At 38.6% G+C, this 25434-nt stretch carries 17 protein-coding genes and 1 pseudogene; 6 read left to right on the top strand and 12 right to left on the bottom strand.

What is annotated here, in order from left to right:
* Positions 1 to 106: 106 nt before the first annotated feature.
* Both JNUCC74_RS17205 and gltB read right to left on the bottom strand, forming a co-directional pair.
* Positions 107 to 1594 carry a glutamate synthase subunit beta gene (locus JNUCC74_RS17205; protein ID WP_454066251.1) on the bottom strand — a complete coding sequence of 496 codons (1488 nt, stop codon included), beginning with the start codon at positions 1592 to 1594 and terminating at the stop codon, positions 107 to 109.
* Between the two features lie 72 nt (positions 1595 to 1666).
* Entirely contained in the window at positions 1667 to 6268 is a 4602-nt protein-coding gene (gene gltB, locus JNUCC74_RS17210; RefSeq protein ID WP_454066252.1) for a glutamate synthase large subunit, read from the bottom strand.
* A gap of 878 nt (positions 6269 to 7146) precedes the next feature.
* Between gltB and JNUCC74_RS17215 the strand changes: the two are divergent.
* A pseudogene (locus JNUCC74_RS17215) lies at positions 7147 to 8155 on the top strand (LLM class flavin-dependent oxidoreductase).
* 369 nt (positions 8156 to 8524) lie between these two features.
* Here JNUCC74_RS17215 and panC read toward each other — a convergent pair.
* The 3 genes from panC to wrbA form a co-directional block, all read right to left on the bottom strand.
* Positions 8525 to 9370 carry a pantoate--beta-alanine ligase gene (panC, locus tag JNUCC74_RS17220; protein ID WP_454066253.1) on the bottom strand — a complete coding sequence of 282 codons (846 nt, stop codon included), beginning with the start codon at positions 9368 to 9370 and terminating at the stop codon, positions 8525 to 8527.
* 1 nt (position 9371) lies between these two features.
* Entirely contained in the window at positions 9372 to 10208 is an 837-nt protein-coding gene (gene panB / locus JNUCC74_RS17225) for a 3-methyl-2-oxobutanoate hydroxymethyltransferase (RefSeq protein WP_454066254.1), read from the bottom strand.
* A gap of 523 nt (positions 10209 to 10731) precedes the next feature.
* Entirely contained in the window at positions 10732 to 11334 is a 603-nt protein-coding gene (wrbA, locus tag JNUCC74_RS17230) for an NAD(P)H:quinone oxidoreductase (protein ID WP_454066255.1), read from the bottom strand.
* A 474-nt stretch (positions 11335 to 11808) separates the two neighbouring features.
* Here wrbA and htpX point away from each other — a divergent pair, with 474 nt between their 5' ends.
* On the top strand, positions 11809 to 12684 hold the full coding sequence (htpX, locus tag JNUCC74_RS17235; protein WP_454066256.1) for a protease HtpX: 876 nt from the start codon (positions 11809 to 11811) through the stop codon (positions 12682 to 12684).
* Between the two features lie 334 nt (positions 12685 to 13018).
* Here htpX and JNUCC74_RS17240 read toward each other — a convergent pair whose 3' ends face one another.
* The 4 genes from JNUCC74_RS17240 to JNUCC74_RS17255 form a co-directional block, all read right to left on the bottom strand.
* Positions 13019 to 13558 (bottom strand): D-glycero-alpha-D-manno-heptose-1,7-bisphosphate 7-phosphatase, encoded by a 540-nt coding sequence (locus JNUCC74_RS17240; RefSeq protein WP_454066257.1) that lies wholly within the window; start codon positions 13556 to 13558, stop codon positions 13019 to 13021.
* A gap of 881 nt (positions 13559 to 14439) precedes the next feature.
* The gene (locus JNUCC74_RS17245) at positions 14440 to 15954 is read right to left on the bottom strand and encodes an acetyl-CoA hydrolase/transferase family protein (RefSeq protein ID WP_454066258.1); all 1515 of its coding nucleotides are present in this window, start codon (positions 15952 to 15954) and stop codon (positions 14440 to 14442) included.
* Between the two features lie 477 nt (positions 15955 to 16431).
* Complete coding sequence (locus tag JNUCC74_RS17250; RefSeq protein WP_454066259.1) at positions 16432 to 17076, bottom strand: LytTR family DNA-binding domain-containing protein; 645 nt, start codon at positions 17074 to 17076, stop codon at positions 16432 to 16434.
* A gap of 70 nt (positions 17077 to 17146) precedes the next feature.
* Complete coding sequence (locus JNUCC74_RS17255) at positions 17147 to 17620, bottom strand: PaaI family thioesterase (protein WP_454066260.1); 474 nt, start codon at positions 17618 to 17620, stop codon at positions 17147 to 17149.
* Between the two features lie 318 nt (positions 17621 to 17938).
* Here JNUCC74_RS17255 and JNUCC74_RS17260 point away from each other — a divergent pair, with 318 nt between their 5' ends.
* Positions 17939 to 19000, top strand: a complete 1062-nt coding sequence (locus JNUCC74_RS17260) for an NAD(P)/FAD-dependent oxidoreductase (protein ID WP_454066261.1) — start codon at positions 17939 to 17941, stop codon at positions 18998 to 19000.
* Positions 19001 to 19060: 60 nt separating this feature from the next.
* Here JNUCC74_RS17260 and JNUCC74_RS17265 read toward each other — a convergent pair whose 3' ends face one another.
* The 3 genes from JNUCC74_RS17265 to JNUCC74_RS17275 form a co-directional block, all read right to left on the bottom strand.
* A complete protein-coding gene (locus JNUCC74_RS17265) occupies positions 19061 to 19789 on the bottom strand; it encodes an LrgB family protein (protein ID WP_454066262.1) in 729 nt (242 codons plus the stop codon).
* Positions 19743 to 20114 (bottom strand): CidA/LrgA family protein, encoded by a 372-nt coding sequence (locus JNUCC74_RS17270; RefSeq protein WP_077318638.1) that lies wholly within the window; start codon positions 20112 to 20114, stop codon positions 19743 to 19745. The genes JNUCC74_RS17265 and JNUCC74_RS17270 overlap by 47 nt, the downstream gene beginning before the upstream one ends.
* Positions 20115 to 20701: 587 nt before the next feature.
* Positions 20702 to 21967, bottom strand: a complete 1266-nt coding sequence (locus tag JNUCC74_RS17275) for an argininosuccinate synthase (RefSeq protein WP_454066263.1) — start codon at positions 21965 to 21967, stop codon at positions 20702 to 20704.
* Between the two features lie 1105 nt (positions 21968 to 23072).
* Here JNUCC74_RS17275 and JNUCC74_RS17280 point away from each other — a divergent pair.
* The 3 genes from JNUCC74_RS17280 to JNUCC74_RS17290 are packed head-to-tail and all read left to right on the top strand — an operon-like array spanning position 23073 to position 25211.
* Positions 23073 to 23765: a DUF1538 domain-containing protein gene (locus JNUCC74_RS17280; protein ID WP_454066264.1), complete on the top strand. Its 693-nt coding sequence runs from the start codon at positions 23073 to 23075 to the stop codon at positions 23763 to 23765.
* Positions 23762 to 24529 carry a DUF1538 domain-containing protein gene (locus JNUCC74_RS17285; protein WP_077318643.1) on the top strand — a complete coding sequence of 256 codons (768 nt, stop codon included), beginning with the start codon at positions 23762 to 23764 and terminating at the stop codon, positions 24527 to 24529. The genes JNUCC74_RS17280 and JNUCC74_RS17285 overlap by 4 nt, the downstream gene beginning before the upstream one ends.
* Positions 24486 to 25211: a P-II family nitrogen regulator gene (locus JNUCC74_RS17290; protein ID WP_454066265.1), complete on the top strand. Its 726-nt coding sequence runs from the start codon at positions 24486 to 24488 to the stop codon at positions 25209 to 25211. Before JNUCC74_RS17285 ends, JNUCC74_RS17290 begins: the two co-directional genes overlap by 44 nt.
* Positions 25212 to 25434 lie beyond the last annotated feature (223 nt).

A 25434-nucleotide genomic window follows, 5' to 3' on the forward strand; every position in this document is an offset into this window, starting at 1 on the left:
CTATTTTTCAAAAAAGATATCACCGTGTAGAATAGATATAATTATCGAGGCATCATAAAGAGCTGTTCAAACCTGTGAGTATTATTGAACAGCTCTATTGTTTCTTCTATGGCAATGCTGTCTCTCCCATTAAATAACGATCGCACTCCCTTGCTGCACCTCGCCCTTCATGAATAGCCCAAACGATCAAACTTTGGCCACGGCGCATATCGCCAGCTGCAAAAATTCCATCTACATTCGTGCGATAGTCGTCATACTCTGCTAAAGCGGTTGATTTATCTGTAGTATCTACACCAAAATGCTGGAGTAACGTTTGTTCCGGACCACGAAATCCGATAGCAATTAATACGAGATCAGCAGGCCAAACTTTATCTGTACCGGGAATTTCCTTACGTATTTTATTACCAGCCTCATCGTAGGAAAGCTTTACATTCATGGTATGAACTTCTTTTACATTCCCGTAATCATCACCTACCAACTTTTTTGTCATCACTGTATACGCTCGAGGGTCTGAGCCAAATACACAACCAGCTTCTTTATGACCGTATTCAACACGATGAATTTTTGGGTATTGCGGCCAAGGATTTGTTTCCATCTCACGTACGAACCCTTTTTTATCATAAATATCAAATTGAACGAGGCTTTTGCAATTATGACGGACAGCAGTCGCTAAACAATCCGTCCCCGTATCTCCACCGCCGATTACTACCACATCTTTACCTGCTGCTGAGATATAATTATCATCCTGTAAATTCGAATCTAATAGACTTTTTGTATTAGCATGAAGAAAATCCAAGGCGAAATGAATTCCTTTTAGATGATTTCCCTCTACTTGGAGATCCCGATGTACCGTTGCTCCACTGCAAAGTATGATTGCATCAAATTGCTGTTTTAGCGCTTCTTTGGTAATATCCTTGCCAACTTCCGTATTCGTTAGGAACTTGATTCCTTCTTGCTCTAAAATAGCTACACGTCGCATAACAATATCATAAGAGAGCTTCATTTCCGGAATCCCATATGTTAATAATCCCCCCACTCGATCGCTCCGTTCAAAGACCGTTACAAGATGTCCTGCTTTATTGAGTTGGGCTGCTGCAGCAAGACCCGCTGGTCCTGACCCAACAACTGCCACCTTCTTTCCGGTTCGCTTTTTAGGAGGACTTGAAACGACCCATCCTTCTGCAAATCCTTTTTCAATGATTGCTCGTTCTATTGTCCGAATAGCAACTGGCGGCTTATTAATTCCGAGTACGCATGCTCCCTCACAAGGCGCCGGACATGCTATCCCTGTAAATTCTGGAAAATTGTTTTGTACATGCGCCAATTCCAAAGCTTCCTTCCACTTTCCTTGATAAACCAACTCATTCCACTCAGGGATCAGATGATAGACTGGACAACCCGTAGTAACTCCGTCTAATTCCATACCGGTATGGCAAGTAGGAACGCCGCAGTCCATGCAGCGTGCCCCTTGAATTTGAATTTCCTTATCGGTTAGTGGAATGGTATAATCAAACCAATCTTTCGTTCGTTTAAGCGGATCTCTTTCTCTTCTTGTTTGTCTGTCATATTCCATAAATCCGGTTTGTTTTCCCATCATATGCCTCCTTTATAACATTTATCATTGTCTGTCCATTGACGAAGCTTCATAAGTAGCTGAAAAGACCTATTACACGACACTGATCCGCTGTTTTTTCTTTTCTGTTACTACTTGTTTTCTTTCTTCAAAGGCAAGCATTTCTGCATCAAACTTGCTGAGTCCTTCTTTTCTTACTGCAGCGATCCGCTGTTGTATGTGCAGATAAGCTGTCGGAATAACTTTGACAAAATAATACATATAGTTGTCCCAATAGTTTAAAATTCGCTTTGCATGTGCACTATTTGTTTCGATCACATGTTGTTCAATCAGCTGAATTAATTGGTCTATTTCATCTTGTTCAACTAAGGTTTCCAGCGTTACTAACTCCTGATTTACCTGGTAACGGAACGATCCACTTTCATCCAACACATAAGCAATACCACCGGACATTCCTGCGGCAAAATTTCGCCCTGTTTTACCTAAAACAACCACGGTTCCTCCTGTCATATATTCACAGCCATGGTCACCAACACCCTCAACGACAATCGTGGCACCACTATTTCTAACAGCAAACCGTTCTCCTGCAAGTCCACGAATATATGCTTCACCCCGTGATGATCCATAAAAAGCAACATTACCAATGATCGTATTCTTTTCCGGGGTAAAGGTAACATTTGGGTCAGGATGAACAATAATCTTCCCACCGGATAGTCCTTTACCAACGAAGTCATTTGCATCACCAATTAATCGAAGCGTCATACCAGGAGGGGTAAAAGCACCAAAGCTCTGTCCGGCTGATCCACTAAAATTCAGTTTTATTGTATCTTCCGGAAGCCCTCTTTCCCCATATCGTCTTGATACTTCACTTCCCAATAACGTACCTGTCGCACGATTAATATTACGAATAGCAGTAGTAAACTCAACTGGTTCACCATTATCCAGAGCTGGTTTACAATTTGGAATTAATTCTTGATAGTCTAACGTCTTTTCCATGCCATGATCTTGTTGCATTGTAGCGTAACGCCCGACATGTTCCGGAACATCAGGCTGATAAAAAATTGCCGATAAATCAATGCCTTTTGCCTTCCAATGATCCAGCGCCTCATTAAACTCCAATACATCTGTCCTGCCGATCATTTCATTGATGGTGCGAAACCCTAATTGTGCCATGATTTCCCTTGTTTCTTGGGCGATAAATTTCATAAAGGCAACAACATCATGTGGATCACCAATAAATTTTTTACGTAACTCTGGATTTTGGGTAGCAATACCAACAGGACATGTATCTAAATGGCATACACGCATCATGACACACCCAAGAACGACAAGCGGCGCTGTGGAAAAACCGAATTCTTCAGCTCCTAATAAACTAGCAATCACTACATCTCTTCCTGTCATCAATTTTCCGTCTGTTTCTACTACGATCCGGTCTCTTAATCCATTTAATAACAGCGTTTGATGTGTTTCTGCTAAGCCTATTTCCCACGGTAATCCCGTATGCTTTATACTTGTCCGTGGAGCCGCTCCTGTACCACCATCGTAGCCACTAATTAACACGAGATCTGCACGCCCCTTCGCAACACCTGCAGCAATTGTACCTACACCAACTGCCGATACGAGCTTCACACTAATTCGTGCCTGAGGATTTGCATTTTTTAGATTATAAATTAATTCGGCTAAATCCTCGATGGAGTAAATATCGTGGTGAGGCGGTGGTGAAATCAGTTCAACCCCTGGAGTGGATCCACGCACTTCTGCCACCCATGGATATACTTTATTACCAGGTAATTGGCCTCCTTCTCCCGGTTTTGCTCCTTGCCCAACTTTTATTTGAATTTCATCCGCATTGACAAGATAGTGACTATTCACCCCGAATCTGCCTGAAGCCACTTGCTTAATAGCACTGCGTCGCAAATCACCATTAGCATCTCGGATAAACCGATCTGGTGATTCTCCACCTTCTCCACTATTACTTCGTCCGCCGATACGGTTCATGGCGATCGCCAACGCTTCATGCGCTTCTTTACTAATGGAACCGAATGACATCGCTCCTGTCTTGAATCTAGCACAAATAGACGCTACAGACTCTACTTCATCAATCGGAATTGGCTTACGTTGTTTAAAAGACATTAAACCTCGTAACGTTTGCAAGTTTTTCGTTTCGTCGGTCAATAGCTTTGAATACTCCTTAAACAATTCATAATTTCCAGTACGGCAAGCATGCTGCAAATTATGAATCGTTCTAGGATTATACTGATGGTCTTCTCCACCTTGGCGATATTGATATTCATCCCCTGCTTCCAGGGTGCTATTTGCCCTACGATTTTCATGAAAGGCATGTTGATGACGCATTCGCGCTTCTTGTTCCATGATGTCCAGTCCAATTCCACCTAATCTAGAAGCGGTATGAGTAAAGTATTTATCGATGACATCTCGCTTAATACCGATAGCTTCAAAGATTTGTGCTCCACGATAGCTTTGAATTGTCGAGATACCCATTTTCGATAACACTTTAATGATACCGTCAGTGACAGATTGAATATATTTTTCAATCGCCTGATCTTTCGAATATCCTTCCAGTTGCTGCTTTTCAACTAGGTCTTTAATGGAATGAATTGCAAGATATGGATTGATCGCTTCTGCACCGTAACCAAGCAGTGCAGCAAAATGATGAACTTCACGCGGCTCACCAGTTTCCAGTAATAAACTAACCTTCGTGCGAATTCCTTGGCGAATTAAATGATGATGTAAGCCCGATACAGCTAACAACGCCGGGATAGCCGCTTTCTCTTTACCAATTCCACGATCAGATAAAATCAAGAAAACTGCTCCATTTTTAATCGCTTGATCTGCTTGAAGAAACAGCTGATCAAGTGCTTTTTCCATGCCAGGCTTCGTTGTAGTTGTCTCAAAGTGTATCGGTAACGTCTCTGCTTTAAAACCATCCAATTGCTGAACGCGTAATTTTTCTAATTCCTCATTTTTCAAAATGGGGGTCCCTAGGCGAATCTGTCGACAACTTAGGGCTGTAGGTCGAACCAGATTACCTTCCGCCCCAATGGTTGTTTCTGTCATCGTGATTATCTTTTCGCGAATGGCATCAATCGGCGGGTTCGTTACTTGTGCGAATAGTTGTTTAAAATAGTTGTATAATAATTGCGGCTTTTTTGATAATACAGCTAGAGGTGAGTCATATCCCATTGAACCAATCGGATCTTTACCTTCGATAATTAGTGGCTTGATCATCTTATTTAGTTCTTCTCGTGTATACCCAAATGCCTGTTGCAGCTTGATTAAATCTTCCTCAACAGGTGGTTGATAGTTGACTTCTGGGAGATCATCTAAATCCAACTTGTTTTTTAACCATTCTTTATACGGTTGTTCGGAGGCAATTTGCATTTTTATATCATCATCAGGAACGATTATACCTTTTTCCAAATCTACCAATAGCATTTTTCCAGGTTCTATACGTTTCTTATACAAAATATCATCTGCAAATATATCCAGTGCGCCTACTTCTGACCCCAAGACAATCATACCGCTTTTCGTTACATAATAACGAGCTGGCCGTAAACCGTTTCGATCAAGACAAGCGCCTATTTGTTTACCGTCCGAAAAGACAAGTGCTGCTGGTCCATCCCAAGGCTCCATCAATGTACTATGATATTCATAGAAATCACGTTTCTCTTCCTTCATCGCTTGATCATGGGACCAGGCTTCAGGAATCATCATCATAGCTGTATGTGCTAAGGAACGTCCAGATAAATGAAGAAATTCAAATGTATTATCAAAAATAGATGAATCACTGCCCTCACAATCAATAATTGGAAGAATTTTCCTCATATCTTCCTCTGTAAAATAATCAGATGAGCATAGCTTCTCCCTAGCACGCATCCAATTAACATTTCCTCGCAGTGTATTAAATTCTCCGTTATGAATGGTATAACGATTCGGATGTGACCTCTTCCAACTTGGAAATGTGTTTGTACTAAATCGAGAGTGAACTAAAGCAAGTGCAGATTTAAAATCAGGATGGTTTAAATCAATGTAAAAGGCATCTAATTGCTCTGGAATGAGCATACCTTTATATACAATTGTACGAGAGGACAAGCTGCAAATATAAATATCTTCCAGTTCTGGAAACTTACCAGCTTCTTGCTCCATGCGTTTGCGAATTACGTAAAGCTTTCGTTCAAATGCTTTTTGATCTTGAAGTTCCGGTGATTTTTGGATAAAGAGTTGGCGAATCGTTGGCATCGATGTTGCTGCTAATTTTCCTATAAATGATTCATTCGTCGGAACGGGACGCCAGCCGAGAAAATGTTGACCTTCTTCTTGAATAATTTGTTCAAACATCGCCTTACTTTTCAGACGAAGCCCATGGTCTCTCGGAAGAAAGATCATCCCGATTCCATATTCACCCTTAGGTGGAAGCTGAATCCCTTCTTTGACACATTGCTTTTGAAAAAAGCGATTAGGAATTTGTGTCAAAATTCCTGCACCATCACCTGTACTCGTATCAGCAGACTGTCCGCCTCGATGTTCCAAATTGCATAAAAGACTAATGGCATTTTGGACAATATGATGCGTTTGTTTTCCATTGATATTTGCTATCATCCCAATTCCACATGCTTCATGCTCAAATTGTGGATGATATAATCCCTGTGCTTCAGGGAGTTTATTTCTTGGCATCCAACTATCCCCTTCCTCGACATCGGTTATGTCATTAATAATATTTGTAAAAATCCTATTATACCTATTTTTCCAATAATTAATTTTCTAATTGTTTCGGAAAAATAGTGTAGTAGAAATACTATATCACAAAATTACCATTAACTCAAAATTCAGATAAGTTATTTTCATGCATTTTTATTTAAATTTAAAAGTTGTAAACGCTATGATCAAATGGTTGGATATTTTCTTATGTATGATAAATGCATGTATTTCAACTACTTTTGATGTGAAAGCAGTTTGTCATAAAAAATTCAAATCTTTTGCCGTTTCCGTGAATAATTTAATCATCCCCGTCCTATATTCAAGCATCATTTATGAAGCTGATCATTGGACGCTCCATTAATTTACACTTATCATTGCTTATTAAGAGGTGTTCAAAAAGTAGGATAAAGTAAATCTTCCATCAGTAGGGTTTTCTTTTATCCCCCCACTGATGTGATTAGAAAGAATAGAATCGACATTTAAATTGCAGTCGGATCCTCCACTTATCCTCCGAGGCTTCACCCCAAAGCATTTAAAGGGCAGGTCTAACTGCCAGTTACATATGACGCATCGAATTTCCTGGCGCGTTAGAACGTATAAAAATTCTTCATTTGTAGTTAGTTCTTTTTTTATGAGTGCTCGGTTAAGTTTTACAGCACAGATGGTATACCAGGCATATTGGTTTTGGAAGATTTTGATATAGAGTTGCTACAAACAGGGATATAGACGTAATCATCGGCACGCCATAGCCATGATGGTGTTTCTTAACCTTGATAAAAAGCTGGGATAAATCCGCTAAAACGTGATTAGCCTTAACACCACGTTGTAAATAGAAGATGGGGGGAACGGAAAAAATGCCAAGATTAAAAACGTTCCAACATATACCACTTTCTGTATTGGATCTAGCTCCTATTAATGAGGGTAGCAGTCCAAAAGAATCGTTTCAACAAAGCGTAGCACTAGCTCAACATGTTGAGTTGCTTGGTTTCAAGCGATATTGGTTAGCAGAGCATCATAATATGCCAGGGATTGCCAGTTCTGCCACATCTGTTTTCATCGGGCATCTTGCTGAGAAAACGCAACATATCCGTGTTGGAGCAGGGGGATTATGCTCCCAAATCATGCCACACTAGTCATAGCCGAACAATTCGGAACATTGGAGTCTCTTTATCCCGGAAGAATTGATCTTGGTTTAGGTCGTGCGCCTGGGAGTGATCAGGCTACTGTCTTCGCACTTCGTCGCACACTAAATATGCGTGTTGAGGACTTTCCAATGCAAGTAAATGAGCTCTTAGACTATTTTTCTAATGAACCCACCTCTCGTGTCAAAGCCATTCCTGGTCAAGGGCTAGATATTCCAGTTTGGCTATTAGGTTCTAGTGATTTTAGTGCAAAATTAGCTGCCAAAATAGGACTGTGCTTCTCATTTGCCAGTCACTTTGCCCCTGCCTATACCATTCCAGCACTGAAATTATATCGCGAGCGTTTTGAACCATCAAAATATTTAGCTAAACTATATGCTATGATTGGAGTAAATGTTATTGCGGCAGATACTGATGAGAAAGCGCATTATGTAGCTAGTTCATTACAGCAGCAATTTTTAAATATGCGCCGCGGACAACCTACAAAATTAATGCCGCCAATCGAACATATAGAAGCTCATTATTCCGAATTCGAGTTACAAACTATGGAGCAAACCTTAGATCCACGTACAACCATCATTGGCAGTAAAGAAACAGTTGAACGCGGACTCGAAACTTATTAGCAGATACAGAGGCTAATGAGTTGATTATCAGCTCGCAGATTTATCATCTTGAAGATCGACTTCGTTCTTTTGAAATCATTGCAGAGCTTATGGAGTAACCTGTAAATTATTTTTTATACCACTGCCTAACTAAATCGTTAGGCAGTTTTCACCTATAGTAAACGCAGAAGTGATAATAACCGAAAACGTTTATTTAAAATGGTCTTGTTTTCTTAATAACTGTTTCAATTCCTTTAGTTCCTCTTACGGCTCAGCTAATAGTAAGATAGCATCTAAAACAATAAGATATCAGGATACGTTTCTAACCCTTTCAAAACAGCATTTAGAATGATGATAAAAACCGCTTTTTTAATTACACCTCTTTTTCCCATTCCCAAACAATATATCGTAAATATTTGCTTTCTCTTTCAGCACTTGTAAAAGGTTTCTAGTTTACAATTAACTTCTTGTTTTGCTAAGAACAAAGGCTAGCTCTCCATAATAATATTGTCAATAAGCCTTGCCGCTGAAAATTGAATTGCTGCTGCAAGAATCATGTTGCCACTGGCTACAGATATTGTTTCTAATTCAGGAAAGCTTAATAGCTCTACATAATCAATTTTGGCATTCAGATGTTGATGGAGATAGTCGTTAACAGCATCGGTAATAACGGCGACGTCGGTCTCTCCCTCTGCGATCCGTTTTTTCCCTAGCAATAAGCTATGATACAAAGCAGGAGCTTTCTGTCTTTCCTCAGCCGTTAAATAGACATTTCTAGAGCTGATTGCTAATCCAGAAGGTTCTCTTACAGTATTAACCGGAACAATTTCCACAGAAAAATCGAAATCATCGACAAGTGCTGATACAATTGCAAACTGCTGTGCATCTTTTAAGCCAAAATAAGCACGATCGGGTATGGTGAGATGAAAAAGTTTAGTTAGAACCATGACCACACCATCAAAATGCATTGGTCGTTTAGCTCCGCATAGCCTATTTGTCCTTTCTGTTACCATCATCTTTACAGACTGTTTCTTCTTATACATCTCATCTACACTTGGCATAAATAATATATCAACACCCGCTTCCTCAGCCAGTTTTTTATCACGTTCTGCATCTCGGGGATACATATCATAATCCTCGCTTGGTCCAAATTGAAGCGGATTAACAAAAATGCTCATAATTACGCAATCATTTTCTTGTCTAGCTTCTTTTACAAGTGCTAGATGTCCCTCATGCAAAAATCCCATTGTCGGAACAAACCCAATTGATTTACCACTTGCCTTTGATTGCTTTGCCAATTGGTTTATGTCGTGCTTTGATGAAATTATTTTCAATTTATTCCCCTCCATACAAGGAAGCAATTTCTTCCTGATCCATTTTAAATGTATGCTTGTTTATTTCGGGAAATGTACCTGTTTTCACCTCTCGAATATAGTCACTTAGCCCCTGAGAAACTGCATGATTTACATCAGCAAACTTTTTAACAAATTTAGGAATGCGATCTACTCCAAATGTAACCACATCATGAAATACAAGCACCTGTCCATCCGTTTGAGGACCTGCACCAATCCCAATGACGGGAATGTTTAGCTGGGAAGAGACTTCTTTTGCAAGCTGATGGGGAATACATTCCAACACAAGTGCAAAAGCACCTGCTGCTTCACATCTTTTGGCATCTTTAATCAGCCTTGTCGCTTGCTCAGCAGTTTTCGCCTGTACTTTATACCCGCCAAACACCCCAGCTGTTTGTGGTGTTAATCCAAGATGCCCCACCACTGGAACACCGGCATTGGTTAGAGCTTTGATCGTTTCGATTATTTCTCCTCCACCTTCCAACTTGACTGCATGTGCTCCACCTACCTGCATGATTTTACCCGCAGCTCGAAGCGCTTCTTCTTTACTTATATGAAAGGACATAAAAGGTAAGTCTGTTACAATGAATGTATCTAATGCTCCCCGTTTAACTGCTTTAGTATGATGAATCATATCGCTTATAGTAACAGGAACGGTTGAATCATAGCCAAGAACAACCATTCCTAGTGAATCGCCGACTAAAATCACATCTATACCTGCTTGTTCAGCAAGCTTCGCCTGTGGATAATCATACGCAGTCAGCATGGTAATTTTTTCTCCTGCTTGTTTCATTTGCCGAAAATCGGTTGTTGATTTCATTTTTATCCTCCAGTCTTGGTAGAAAGTAGGGCAAATCTTCAAACGTTCTCTATGGCTATTCTTTTATAGATAATAGGCTCCGAATGGAGCCCTTTTTTTAAAAAAATTGTATCTTAAAAATTATAGCAAATTTTCTGTTATTTTCCTAATTTCTTTTCCTTTATTTATTACGAATAAATACCGTCTATTTCGAAGATTTAAGAAATCGAAAATTGCTACAACTCGGGCACCATAGAAATACATGTTCGATTTGGACGTACAAATTGGAGAGCTTCTGAGTGATAAAGTTAGATGAAGATCCTTTTAAAAAGATAGCTACCATGTTAAAACCGATATCGTTTCCTAGACAATAAGCCAAAACTGCTCACTGATACATAGGTGTTGCGATCTTAGCCTTACTCTTTCATAGAGAAAAACTCATTAAGTAAAGTTTCATTAATATCAGCTTTTTAAGCTATCACTTCACGATTGAAATAAGCTAAACAAGCTGATCGAATAGCCGATCAGCTTGTTTTTAAAAGGGTTATGCTTTTATTTTCTTCGCAATTTCAATCGTCCGTTTTGCTTGATGTTTAACTGCTGCTTCTACATCTTCCACCATCTTACCATTTTGGTCTTGTGTCACACTCACACCATAAGGATTTCCACCTGAAACAAACGCACTATCATCCGTGTATCCAGGAGGTACAATGATTGCTCCCCAGTGCATCATGGAAGTATATAATGATAAAACAGTAGCTTCTTGTCCACCATGTGGATTGGATGCTGAGGACATCGCACTAACTACTTTGTTGGTAGTTTTCCCAGCACTCCAAAGTCCACCTTGCATATCAATAAATTGCTTCATTTGAGAAGCAACATTCCCGAAACGTGTCGGCGTTGAAAAGATAATAGCATCTGCCCATTCAATATCATCAGATGTAGCTTCTTTTACATCTTTTGTTGCTTCATAATGAGCTTTCCATGCTGGATTTTGTGCAATTGCTGATTCTGGTGCAAGTTCTGGAACCTTTACTAGGCGGACTTCTGCACCAGATTCTGTAGCTGCTTCTTTTGCCCATGTAGCTAATTGATAGTTAATTCCAGTTGAACTGTAGTAAATAATAGATAATTTTACTTTTTCCATTATATCGTCTCCTTTATGTTCTTGCAGTTAATGTTTATGAAATTGTTGTTACATAAAATTCCCTTACTGCACTGAATTATTCATGAAAGCAACATTAATATCGTTTGATAAACTAGTTACTTTACGTAACTATAATAATAAACAAAATATGTTCTGTCAACTAACTAACTCATACATAAAAATAGTGTGTTGCTCAAATTCAGCTCGTTGTTTTTATAGCATTGTCCAAATCAGCAAAAAAGCTACTGAAAATCCAGCTAGATTCAGTTTGGGGAACTGACTATTAGATCCAGAGTCTTCAAACATGCTGGATGATTCAATTTTGCCATCGTTAGGTATTCGCTCTTACTTTCAACATTTATAAAAATAATTTATAAATTTTCTGTAACTTTTTATACCTTATTGTTGTTAGTTGATTAATAACATCATATAATTAATACTAGTTTAGAGGGGAAAAAAGAAAGGATTGAAACAATGGGAAAACGAATTTTATATTTTTTGTTAACAAACATCCTTGTACTGTTAACCATTTCCATTATTTTCACACTGATTCCCGGAACCTGGAAGTATATTGGAGAAGATGGTCAATTACAGTTGGGAACACTATTAATCTTTAGCGCCATTATCGGTTTTACCGGTTCATTTATCTCATTATCCATGTCTCGTTGGATGGCAAAAAGAATCATGGGTGTGCGAATTATCGAACCAAATGGCCGTTTAACAGAGCAAGAAAAAGAAGTAGTGGAAAAAGTTCACCGTCTAGCAAGAGCTGCTGGATTAATGCATATGCCTGAGGTAGGCATTTATCAGGCAAAAGAAGTGAATGCTTTTGCAACAGGTCCATCAAAGAAACGCTCCTTAGTAGCTGTCTCAAGTGGGCTATTAAATGAAATGGACGATGATGCAATTGAAGGAGTCATTGCTCATGAGGTTGCTCATATTGCCAATGGTGACATGGTAACTATGACTTTATTACAAGGTATCGTCAATACATTTGTCGTCTTTCTGGCTCGGATTGCAGCGTTTATTGTGTCACGATTTGTAAAAGAGGAACTTGCTCCTATTATTCATTTTATAGCGATTATTTTCTTCCAGCTCATCTTTTCCGTACTTGGCAGTCTGGTTGTTTTTGCTTACTCACGGCACCGTGAGTTTCATGCAGATCGCGGCGGAGCTGACTTAGCTGGAAAGGATAAAATGAAACATGCTTTAGAATCACTAAAGCTTTATTCAAATCGCATCCGGGAAGAAGAAACTGCGATTGCCACCTTAAAAATAAATGGCACGAAAAAGTCCTCCTTCTTCTCCACACATCCAAGCTTGGATGAGAGAATTAGCCGCTTAAAATAAAGTGAAACTTCTATCAGTAGAACTTTTCCTTTATCCCCTGCTACTGATAGAAGTAGAACAAAGGCTAAAATCTCGGCAACCTTATAAACCTTATAATAGAAAAGCACTTTTTTCTGCGAGCAATATATCGCTCCCTCCATTTTCCTTATCGGTTGAAACACTAACTCTCTACATCCTGCTCTTAAGTTCTAAAGTGGAACAGGAGCAAAATGGTTTTATATAGAGACATTAGGTGACTGCGTCATTTTTACGGAACTTTTTGAACACAGCTATTCCATATTAAAATGTCCCCCAATCCCTAGACAAAAGTCTGCCCGGGACACCATTATTATATCTACCTGTGTGCTTGATCGGTCAAATAATCGGCTACATCTGTTAAATCTGAAAATTTTAAATCTGCCTTCTTACTTGTTTTCTCACGTTTCCCAATCAAAACGGTAGTTAACCCAGCATTTTTCCCCGCTGTTATATCCACATCACGATCCCCTATCATATAACTAGTTGCTAAATCAACGTTATACTGCCTTGCTAAATCGTTAATCATTTTTGCATTAGGCTTTCGGCAACTGCATCCAGCATCAGGCTTATGTGGACAATAAGCAATTGCATGAATTTCTGCACCGTATGCTGCAAGCTCTGCTATCATTTTTTCATGTACACGAGTCAATTCTGCTTCCGTCATATATCCTAGCCCGATACCGCCTTGATTAGTTACAACAAATACATAATAACCTAACTCGTTAAACCGTTTAATAGACGGCCCAACCCCATGTAATAGATAGAAATCATCAGGGTGATTGACAAACGTAACTCGTTTTGTCAGTACCTCGTTAATTACTCCATCTCGATCCAAATATACAGCTCGTTTTCCCATATTTATCACCTCTTTCTTAAAAAAGCGCTTTCTTTATACAGCAACGGGTATTACACTAACAAACGAATGGATATTTTTCCGTACCGATTTACCGACAGAAAAGATAATAAATCCGTACCATCCCTCATTCAGAAGATAGCTCCTTTACAATGATGTGCTTATTCAAACTTTAAGTACGGAAAATGAAATCGAACTAACTTGAGCAAGCCCACGTTTAGTCTAGGTTATTAGAGGCTCACTTATTTTAGAAAGCTTGCTGTCGATTGTATTTATTCGACATCCTCGAATCTCTAACACCTTAAAACTTATTCAACATAGATCATAAGCTAGACGATGCATTTTCAAATAAGATAGCCATCATGGAAAAACGGATATCATCAACTTGGCTTGTCGCTAAGTGTCTTTATGGCGAAAGCTAGCGTTTTTCTTATACGATAAAGAGAAACTTCATTCCGTGAAATGCTTTTTACACGGAATGTTAGTACCACAAGGGTATGACCTAAAGGCCCTTGAACCAATCGGGCATTTAGGTGCCGTTTTCTCCTACTTTGACCCTTTGCATCAACTAAAGGCTCTTGAAGCAGTAGTCTTACGGCACCTTACATGCGGGATAAAGCCTAAAAGTTTATACTTTCCTATAGTATAAAAAAGCTTCATTTCTTTTTAAGAAATGAAGCCCCTATTACTATTATTTCATACCCCTTTGTTTCCATACATCGATTTACGATAACGTAAAGACATTATCTATTTTGTTCTCCAATAATGTTGGTTCAAACGATTATTACCATAAAAGATTGTTTGTTGCAGTTTAGTATGATACTGCCAAGTTAACAAATCCTAAGCAAAAACTAAATATAAAAGCTAAATATAAAAGCTAAACATCATCTTTGATGGATAAGACTACGCATTGTTCCATTTTTTGAAAAATTAATATGCCAGCTAAGCGCTTTCTCCAAGTTATGAGGTGTTTGTCCACCACCTTTTAATGCTTCTCGATAATACTCCCACAATTGCTCCCGATACATAGGATGAGCACAGTTTTCAATGATTAATGGTACTCTCTCTCTTGGTGCAAGTCCTCTTAAATCAGCATAGCCCTGCTCGGTAACAAGTACGTCTACATCATGTTCTGTATGATCAACATGAGATACAAATGGGACAACACTCGAAATTTTGCCGTGCTTAGCAACTGATTTCGTAACAAAAATAGACAATCTTGCGTTCCGCGCAAAATCACCTGATCCGCCAATTCCATTCATCATCTTTGTTCCTAGCACATGGGTTGAATTCACATTCCCATAAATATCAACTTCTAATGCGGTATTAATAGCAATAATTCCCAAACGGCGAATAATTTCCGGGTGATTTGAAATTTCCTGTGGTCGCATTATAATTTTATCTCGATACTTTTCAAAGCTGTTAAAGACCTTTTCCATCTTTTCCTGAGATAACGTGATCGAGCAAGCCGATGCAGTCTTAACTTTATGAGCATCAATTAGGTCAAAAACAGCGTCTTGTAATACTTCTGAATATACTTGCAGTTCCTCAAATTCAGAATTGATTATTCCATGCAAAACTGCATTGGCAACTGATCCTATACCTGACTGTAAAGGTGCTAACTTCTTCGTCAAACGTCCCTCTGCAATCTCATCACGCAAAAAGTCCAATAAATACCCCGCCATTATTTCCGTTTCATTATCTGGCTGAACAATGGTAGAAGGCGAATCCTGTTGATTTGTGAAGACAATACCCTTTATTTTATTCATATCTACCGAAATTCCAATTGAGCCAATACGATCATCTACTTTTGTTAACGGTATGGGATCACGATTACCTTGTTCATTTGGATTGTATAAATCATGCACCCCTTTTAGCAATGGCGAATGAGCTGTATTAATTTCAACAATAATTGCTTTCGCATTTTCTGCAAAAGCAAGCGAATTTCCAATAGATGTTGTCGGAATGATCTGCCCATCTTCCGTTATGGAAATCGCTTCCAAAATTGCATAGTCAACGCGATCGAGTACATTGCTTCTTAATAATTCTGCGGTATGTGAAAGATGTTGATCAACAAATAAATGTTCCCCTTCATTTATTTTCTTTCGCATGCTTGGATCAGCCTGAAACGGCAAGCGTTTATTCACTAATCCAGATTCTGCCAACATTTTATCAATATCGGAGCCTAAAGAAGCACCTGTAAATATATTTACCTTTAATTGCTCACCATTCTCTGCTCTTCGGACGAGCGCAGTTGGAACAGCTTTTGCATCCCCTGCCCGGGTAAAGCCACTAAGTCCCAACGTCATGCCATCTTGAATCCATGATGCTGCTTCGTCTGCAGTGACAATTCGATCATGTAATCGACTGTCTTCGATTCTCTCCTGCATTATACCCATCCCCAGACCCCTTTCTTGTTTATTTAGAATTTACAATCTATTTTATATGAAGCGCTTTCTTTTTTGTGGATAGGTGTCAAAAAGAGCTATAATCGGTATGAGACAGCATAATTAATGGCTAAAGCAGAACACGAAACTTGGCTGATGACAGGCTTTTAAGTACAGACGACGTCTAGTTAAAAAACAAGTACCTGTTTTTTATTTATTTACAATTGCATTAACATCAAATCCTATGATTACAAACGCATAAGGAACATTAGGTAAATAAAATAATATAGTGACAGTAAAAACAATTATACAAGAAATAATCAAACCTAAATAAACTTTCATTGTTTCATGAATTCTTATCTTACTTCCTTTTAATTTTCGTTACAAAAGCTCGCAATCAAACAATTAAGAACTTATACGTAATACATCAACATCTTCCATGTCAAATCCACCGCTTTGCTAAGACCTGGAAATTCCCTAACTATAACATTAAAAACCTAGCAATTTGCGAAAATAACTTGAATAGGACTGACTAACAGGCAACTGGTCTCCATTATCCATTTCCAATACAAATGTTGAATGAGTATCCGGGTATATATGCACAATATGATTTACATTAGCAATGTAAGAGCGATGGCAACGAATAAAATATGCCTTGGGCAGCATATATTCAAACTCCTGCAAAGCCTTACGATGAACACCTGTAAAGGCGTTTGTAATAATCCGGGTTTTTCTTTCTTTTACTTCCAAATACACTACGTCGTTAAAAGGAAGCGGCTTCCAGCCATCTGATGTTTTCACAGTAATAACAGATTTCCCCTCTGTTAATGCAGGATAAATGGCCATGACACATCCTTCTAACTTACCTTGAGAATGAAATGGTACAGCCATTCCATGATAAGGAACACCATAGACATTACGAGGAATAAACTCTGATACCTTTTGTTCCGTAACAATTGCTTTGTTGGCTAGCGTCCCTTCCTTAATGGGATCTCCCGATCTAATCTTCAAATCAACACGCACGCTGGGTCGGTAATAAATATATTCTGTCGTCGATGTAACCGCAATCGATATTTCATCGGAAAAGAGCTCCCCAATAACATCTAGTAAAGAACTTGTTGTAAGTCGTTGCATAATCTTTCGTTACCCCTTTATGTTTCGTTACTATCTCCCTAACCTACTATGATTCTATTTATCTCTCATTTTAATTAAATGTAGAAGGCATAATAACTGCGATGACTTCCCCTTTGGCACAGCATACTTTCTCAGCAAACACTTCTGTCTTCACTTTAAATTTCTTTGGGTGAATTTCTTCCACAGTTCCTACAGCCTTTAGCTCCACACCATGAGGTGTTGGCTTTATGAAGTCAACATGTAATGAAGCGGTTACAAAACGTGGTGGCTCTGTTCCATCACCAATGCGATGTCCATTTTTATGATGAAGCATCATCGACGCTGATCCTGTACCATGACAATCAATTAATGAAGCAATTAAGCCCCCATAAACAAAACCAGGAATAGCAGTATGCTCTTCTTTAGGTGTATAAACCGTAACGGTTTTATTTTCTTCCCAAACTGTTTTAAAATGGAGTCCATCCTGATTTAGCCTTCCGCAACCATAACACCAGGCATAATCATCTAAATAAATATCCTGAATTGCTTTTGTCACCACCTGCATTTCCTCCTCTTTTTGACTAGTATAGCATAGTAGCTTAACTTTTTGACTAGTATAGCATAGTAGCTTAATATGAAGGTATGAAGCGACTTTTCATCATTTAGTTAACTGTTACAGTTATTAAAAAGTTCTGTTATCTACAGTATCAAGAATCAAATGATGACATTGTATTAGATGTTCGCTAGAATAAAAGTATATGAATAGTTTACTATCTTCTCCATTCCACAATAAATTTTAGAGCTCTACCATTTTAAGTTCTAACACTTACAGGAGATGAGAGAACACCAAACAATAAGAAATAGAGAGATGGGGTTTTGTGGTATGAAAAAATTAGTCATCTTAGGTGGGGGATACGGTGGGCTGAAAGCGCTATTAAGACTGCTTGATTATCAGCTGCCAGATGATGTGGAGATTACACTTGTAGATAGGAACCCGTATCATTCTATAAAAACAGAATTTTATACGATTGCTGCTGGCACCTCTGCGGACAAGGATGTTAGGCTGAACTTTCCAGACGACCAACGTGTTCGTTATTTTTATGGGGAAATTAAAAAAATTGATACAGCCAATGAAGAAATTTTATTCTCCAACACGAGTGAAGTCATCCCCTACGATTATTTAGTTATTGGACTGGGTTGTGAGGATAATTATCATGGGATTAAGGGTGCCGAAAAATACACAAACAGTGTACAGACTTTCTCCAATGCCAGAAGAACAGGACTTGCTGTTTGCGATTTAAAAGCCTATGGAAAGGTTTCTATCGTTGGTGCCGGATTAAGTGGAATTGAGGTAGCCTCTGAAATAAGAGAAAGCAGACCAGACTTAAACATTCGCTTACTCGATCGTGGAGCAACCGTATTAAAAGCATTTGACCCAAAGATTCAACAGTACGTAGCTGAATGGTTCGTTGCTAATGATGTTGATGTGATACACCATGCCAATGTAGAGTACGTGGAAAAAGATGGTGTTTGTAATAACGGCGTCTGTTATGTGAATGATGTGACTATTTGGACAGCTGGGGTCCGACCGAACTATTTAGTAAGAGAGTTGCCTTTTGCTAAAGATGAACAAGAAAAAATCATTGTCAATGATTTTTTCCAAGTACCGGAAAGCACGAATATCTATATTGTTGGCGATTGCGCTTCGTCCGAGTTTTCCCCAAGTGGACAGCTGGCAGGGCAACAGGGAGAGCGTGTTGCAGAAGTTCTATTAGCCATTCTTCACGGCAAAGAACCAAAAAAACCAAAGGAAATTAAACTGAAGGGAACACTTGGCTCTCTCGGAAAATCAGACGGATTTGGAAATATGATGCAAAAGCCAATAATTGGCTGGCTACCACGAGTAGCTAAATCTGGTGTGCTTTGGCTAAATAAACGACACTAAAAATATAGGAAAACCCAAAATCAGTTACCAATGATTTCGGGTTTTCCTAAGGTTATCTATCTACATCATGATATGTACAAGACCAGGTGCAATCATCGAAACTAGCACGGCACTTACAACCATAGAGATTGTACTAATGGCGCCTTCTAACTGGCTCGTTTCCATAGACGTGGCTGTTCCAACAGCGTGCGATGCACTTCCCATTCCTACACCTCGGCCAATATAATGGTCAATCTGAAACAAGCGAAATACATAGTGATGCATGATTACACCACCAATTCCTGCTATCATAACAAAGATTGCAGCTAATGGGATTACTCCCCCAATCGTCTCCGTTACAGCCATCGCTACTGGAGTCGTTACAGATTTTGGCGTTAAGGAGTAAACAATGGTTGACTCGAATCCGGCTAATTGTGCAAGTAATAACCCGGTAGAAATACCAACGATTCCGCCGACAAATGTACCTGCTAAAATGGGGATCGTTACCTTCTTTAACGTTTTGCGATATTTATATAACGGGTATGCCAGTGCCACAACAGCTGGTCCAAGTAACTCATTGATCCACTTTCCACCCACCATATACGTCTCATATGGAATATTAAATATAAATAATAGAATAATAATAATTACGGTAGCTACTAAAACGGGTGCAGTTAATGAATACTTCCACGTCCGATGAATCAATAACGCAAAATGATAGATAACAAACGTTCCGATAATTGCTAAGACGGCAATAATAAACTCACTCATGCTTCCATTCCTCTCTACGAATAAGCCACTGGCTGACATAACCAGAGCCTCCCATAACAAAAATCGTGCTTACCAACACGATCACAATTAATAAGAAGCCCTTCCCCATAAACAGATGATAATACTCAATAATCCCAACGGTTACCGGAATAAAAAAGAAAGCTAAATTCGTAATGATGTAATTAGCCCCTTCCTCAATCCAGGACATACGAACAAGCTTTGTACTAAGTAATAAAAGTAAAACTATCATTCCGATAACACTCCCGGGTATAAACAAATGAAATGTGCGTTGTACCCAGTTTCCAAATTGAAAAATGATATACAATAAAACAATACTCCCTATCATTTTTCCTAACTTAACCACTCTTTTTCCTCCTTGCCTTTTTTAAAAAGATAATCTATATTATAGCAGTATTATTTATGATATGTTAAGGATTCTACTCCGTTTTTAGTAAAATAATCTTGTTAAGCGCTTAACAAAAATTATTAAAAAACTGGTTAAAAGAGACGAGTTGAATTTCATTGTACACTTAAATGGTTAAAGTTTAGTTTGTTGGTGTTTGGGCGCATAAGCTAGACAAAACATACTTCCAAAGAAGATACCCACCATGAAAGAATGAATCGTTTTCCAGATTAGAAAAACATTTTGAAGTGGGAGTCTTACGGCACCTTACATGCGGGATAAACCCTAAAATTTTATACTTTCCTATAGTACAAAGAAAAACCGAACTTCTAAAACGTGTTCGGTTTGGACAAACTATTTATCTACTGCCTTCACCACTAACCATACAGATTAAAATAGAATTGTTCTCTGTACAGAGCAACGCTTGATCCATAAGAGAGTTCGTTTACGATTAGCGGAAAAATCCGGGCTATTACTTGGAATCGCCGAAACTAACTATTCATATACTACTTCTCCACTCTACTTCTAGTTAAGCAGTGATACATTGACTATGGTTCGATTGTTTTTGCTTCTTTTACATCTAAAATTGCATCCTTAATAGCTTCGTCTACAGAAGCATGGGTTTGATTCACTGTTGCATGTACTTTTGTTGGTAGTCCCCACAGTTTGATAAAGCCTATTGCCGCTTCATGATCAAATGAATCGTCTGCATTATATGTGGCCAAATCATAATCATATAATGACTGCTCCGAAGCGCGTCCTATTACCTGTAGATGACCTTTATATAATTTTACTTTAACCGTTCCGGAAACATCCTTCTGTGTCTGCGTAACAAATGCCAATAATGCTTCCGTTAGCGGAGAATACCATAAACCATCATAAACTGTTTGAGCTAATTTTTGCTCGATTATCGGCTTAAATTGTGCTACCTCTCTTGGTAATGTCAATGCTTCTAACTCTTGATGGGCAGTAATTAATGTTATCGCTGCAGGTGCCTCATATATCTCCCGTGATTTAATCCCGACGAGTCGATTTTCTACATGGTCAATTCTACCAATCCCATGCTTTCCAGCAATTTTATTTAATTCTTGAATCAAATTTTCCAGTGCAAGCTTCTGACCATCCAAAGATATTGGCTTCCCATGTGTAAACATGATTTCGACAATTTGCGGTTCATCGGGTGCTTCAGTTGGATTTGTTGTTAACTCATATGCCTCCTCTGGTGCTTCTACCCAAGGATCTTCCAGCACGCCACATTCATTACTGCGTCCCCAGAGGTTTTGATCAATGCTAAACGGATTATCAAGATCGATCGGTATAGGTATGTCATGTTCCTGTGCATATGCAATCTCTTCTTCCCGTGACATGGCCCATTCACGGACAGGTGCAACAATTTTCAATTCCGGATCCAGAGCTGTAAAGGCCACATCAAAACGAACTTGATCATTTCCTTTTCCAGTACAGCCATGTGCCACGGCAACTGCACCTTCTTCTTTAGCAATATTGACCAGTACTTTGGCAATTAAAGGCCGAGAAAGAGCAGATATTAATGGGTACTTTCCTTCATATAATAAATTAGCCTGTAATGCCGGTAATACAAATTCGTCGGCAAATAATGATTTAGCATCAATCACATATGATTTAACTGCACCTACCTGCAGTGCCTTATTTTTTACAAAATCAAGATCTTTTCCTTCCCCAACATCAAGCGCTACAGCAATTACATCATAATTATATTTATCCTGTAGCCACTTAATTGCTACAGATGTATCTAATCCGCCCGAATAAGCTAACACAATTTTTTCCTTTCCCACACCGACCACTCCTTTATTCGTTCTATTATTGAAATATTATGCACCATAACGAATAAATATTCAAGACTTAATTTCATTTATTGCAAAATTTCTTTGTTTTGAACTTTATCGTTTTTTCATTTAGATCGAAAATGTTATAATTTATGTATCAAGCTTTTTGTATAAGAGTCTTCAATTGCCTGCAATAGCTATCCAATAAAAAATTGCAGGGTTGATAGATATATTTTCTTTTCCCACCTTAATACAAGACCATTTCAGAACAAAAACTCGGTTAGCGACGTACAAACGGCAGATCTTTTGACGAGAAAAGTGAAGCTTCATTCAAGGCGTGTTTTCTCCTTGAAAAATCGGCGATTTGTTGCTGTCGTAGCTTTTCTTGTCCTGAAAAACTGCGATGCCGTCGCTGCCATAGCTTTCCTTATCCTTAAAACTGCGGTGTACTGCTGTCCAAGCATACCCTGTCCTTGAAAAACCGCGATGTGTTGCTGTCGTAGCTTTCCTTGCCCTGTTGGCCCAAACGAATGAGGGATTTAAGAGCGTCTTTCTTATCATAAGCACATTTTTGAAATGAGAAAAATACGGATCTTTACATTCGGGGTAAAGGAAACATGCCTCTAAATCAGGGGTATGCCGATGCCTGAATGGCAAGCCCGCTTTTCGTCGGTCTTCCCGATATTGAAGTTTTTGCTACCGCTTGAGCAAGCTAGACGATACTACTTTCAAAAAAGGTATCCCGCCATGTAAAGATGGATATCACTTCCTAGACAATAAGCTAGGCATATCATCTTGCCATTTACAAATGAAAAAAAGTATGTCCACTTTAAAATTTAAGCATTGACACTTCACTATGTTTCTTTTTCACCTTTACTATTATTAGATACAGGCTAACTGCTCTAGCTTCCTTGTTTCTAGCTTTGTATTCTTGCCTATAAGAAAACAGGATAAAACCATTACAGGAAGGAAGCACTTGACATGGTCAGACATCTAATCATTGCACCCAAATGTTAACTCTGTTAAAGCTGTTTTCTGCTCTATTGGATTAATAAACTGAAGATTATGTTAATATACCATTTTAGATCTCACCCCCAATAAAAGGAGGAAGTTAATGGACAATATTAAAGACACAATTATTGAAGTTATCCAATCGATTTTACCAATAACGATCGTTATTACTATTTTACAGTTCACATTAATCTGGTTGCCAACAGAAACATTTTTACAATTTTTAATTGGTGTTGTCATGGTTGGTTTTGGCTTAATTCTATTTCTATTAGGAGTTAATATTGGTTTACTCCCTGTAGGTGAAATGATAGGTTCTGCCCTATCCAAGACAAAAAGTATTTGGCTCATTGTGATCTTTGGCTTTTTACTAGGAGTTGTTGTTACGATTGCTGAACCTGATGTGCGTGTACTTTCGACACAGGTGGATCAAGTATCAAACGGGAGTATTTCCAAAAGTGTACTTATTCTAGCTGTTGCCCTTGGTGTAGGTATATTCGTAGCGCTATCTATGATAAGAATTGTCTTTTCTATCCCTATTACCTATATGCTTGCAGGTGGGTACGGGATTATATTTCTCTTAGCTGCATTTACACCGACAACATTTGTACCTCTTTCATTTGATTCAGGCGGTGTAACCACTGGGCCGTTAACCGTGCCCTTTATCATGGCACTTGGAGTAGGAGTTGCTTCCGTATTAAAAGGAAAGACAGCATCTCAGGATGGTTTTGGGTTAGTAGCCTTAGCTTCCATCGGTCCAATTATATCTGTATTGATCTTAGGAGTGATTTATGGATGAACCTGCATATTTTTAAAGGCTTTCAACAAACGACAGAAGAGGTTGCCCTTGCCTTGCTTCCACTAATTGGTTTATTTTTGTTTTTCCAATTTTTCTTTTTAAAACTTCCCCATCGAAAATTAATGGATATAGCCGTTGGATTTATCTTAACATTTCTTGGACTGTCTTTCTTTCTGCAAGGGGTTCATATCGGATTTTTACCAATTGGTGAAATGATTGGAATTGACCTTGGTTCCATTGAATTCGTTTGGCTTCTCATCCCAATTGGTTTTATCTTAGGCTTCTTTGCTGCATATGCCGAACCCGCTGTTCAAGTGCTGATTCATCAGGTAGAAAAAGCATCCGGTGGGTACATTCCACAAAAAATATTACTTTACACCGTTTCAACTGGTGTTGGCATTTCGGTCGCTCTTTCCATGATCCGGATTCTTTTAGGGATTTCTCTATGGTATTTTATCTTGCCTGGTTATATAATTGCATTAATTATGGTAAAATACTCATCGAAAACGTTCGCATCCATTGCGTTTGACTCTGGAGGGGTTGCTACAGGCCCAATGACAGCTACATTCATACTAGCTATGTTTGTTGGTATAGCTTCCGTAACGGAAGGCCGTGATCCATTACTTGATGGATTTGGTATGGTAGCACTTGTAGCTTTAGCTCCTATTTTATCTGTACTTACGTTAGGCATTTTATACAGTAGAAAGGAGAAGGAGCAATATGCCCAAGAAACTCAAGCAAAAGCTCATCGTCACGATCGTTAGAAAAGAAAAAGCAAAAAAGGTCATATCTGCTTCAAAAAAAGCCGGTGCTAGCGGAGGAACGACCTTATTTGGAAAAGGCTTCAGACTGCATGACAAAGAGAGATTTCTTGGCATTCCAATTGAGCGTGAGCGGGAAATTATCTTAACATTAGTAGACGAAAATATTTATCCAGCCGTTATGCAAGCAATTATCGACTCCGTCAACTTAAATAAACCCAAGCAAGGAATTGGTTTCGTTATTAACGCAAAACACATTACCGGCGTCCAACACTTACTGGGCTTAAATAATACAGATAACGAACCAGATGAAGAGGATGTGGAACTCAAAATGGAAGAGAAAATCATGTACGATCTGATTGTTACCATTGTAAATAAAGGTGATTGTGAAAAGGTTGTTGATGCTTCTAAACGCGCAGGAGCAGAAGGTGGTACTATTTTAAGCGGGCGCGGTACCGGCATCCATGAACAAGCTAAACTATTTAACATATTAATTGAACCAGAAAAAGAAGTCGTTCTAACGTTAATTAACAAGGAAAGAACAAATGATGTATTAAAGGCGATTGAAGAAGAAGCTGAATTAAACACGGCAGGAAAAGGAATTGCTTTTGTGATTGATGTCGAACAAACTATTGGAATTAATCATGTGTTAAATCAGATGGTAAATGAAAAGTTTAATCAATAAACTCTCTGTTCATTTCTTAGATGAATTTATCGAAAGTAAGACCATTTGCTACAGCTTAAGCGTTCAAGCTAAACGGCGCTATTCTAAAAAAGTTATTCACAATGTAGAAAAACGGATATAGTTTACTTTTAAAAAACATATGCTAATACAAAACCTTTTTAGAAATGGACCGTCAATAATCGGATAAAGAACAACACCATCGTATTCGATATGAAACTAAATT

The organism is Cerasibacillus sp. JNUCC 74 (genome assembly GCF_053667775.1).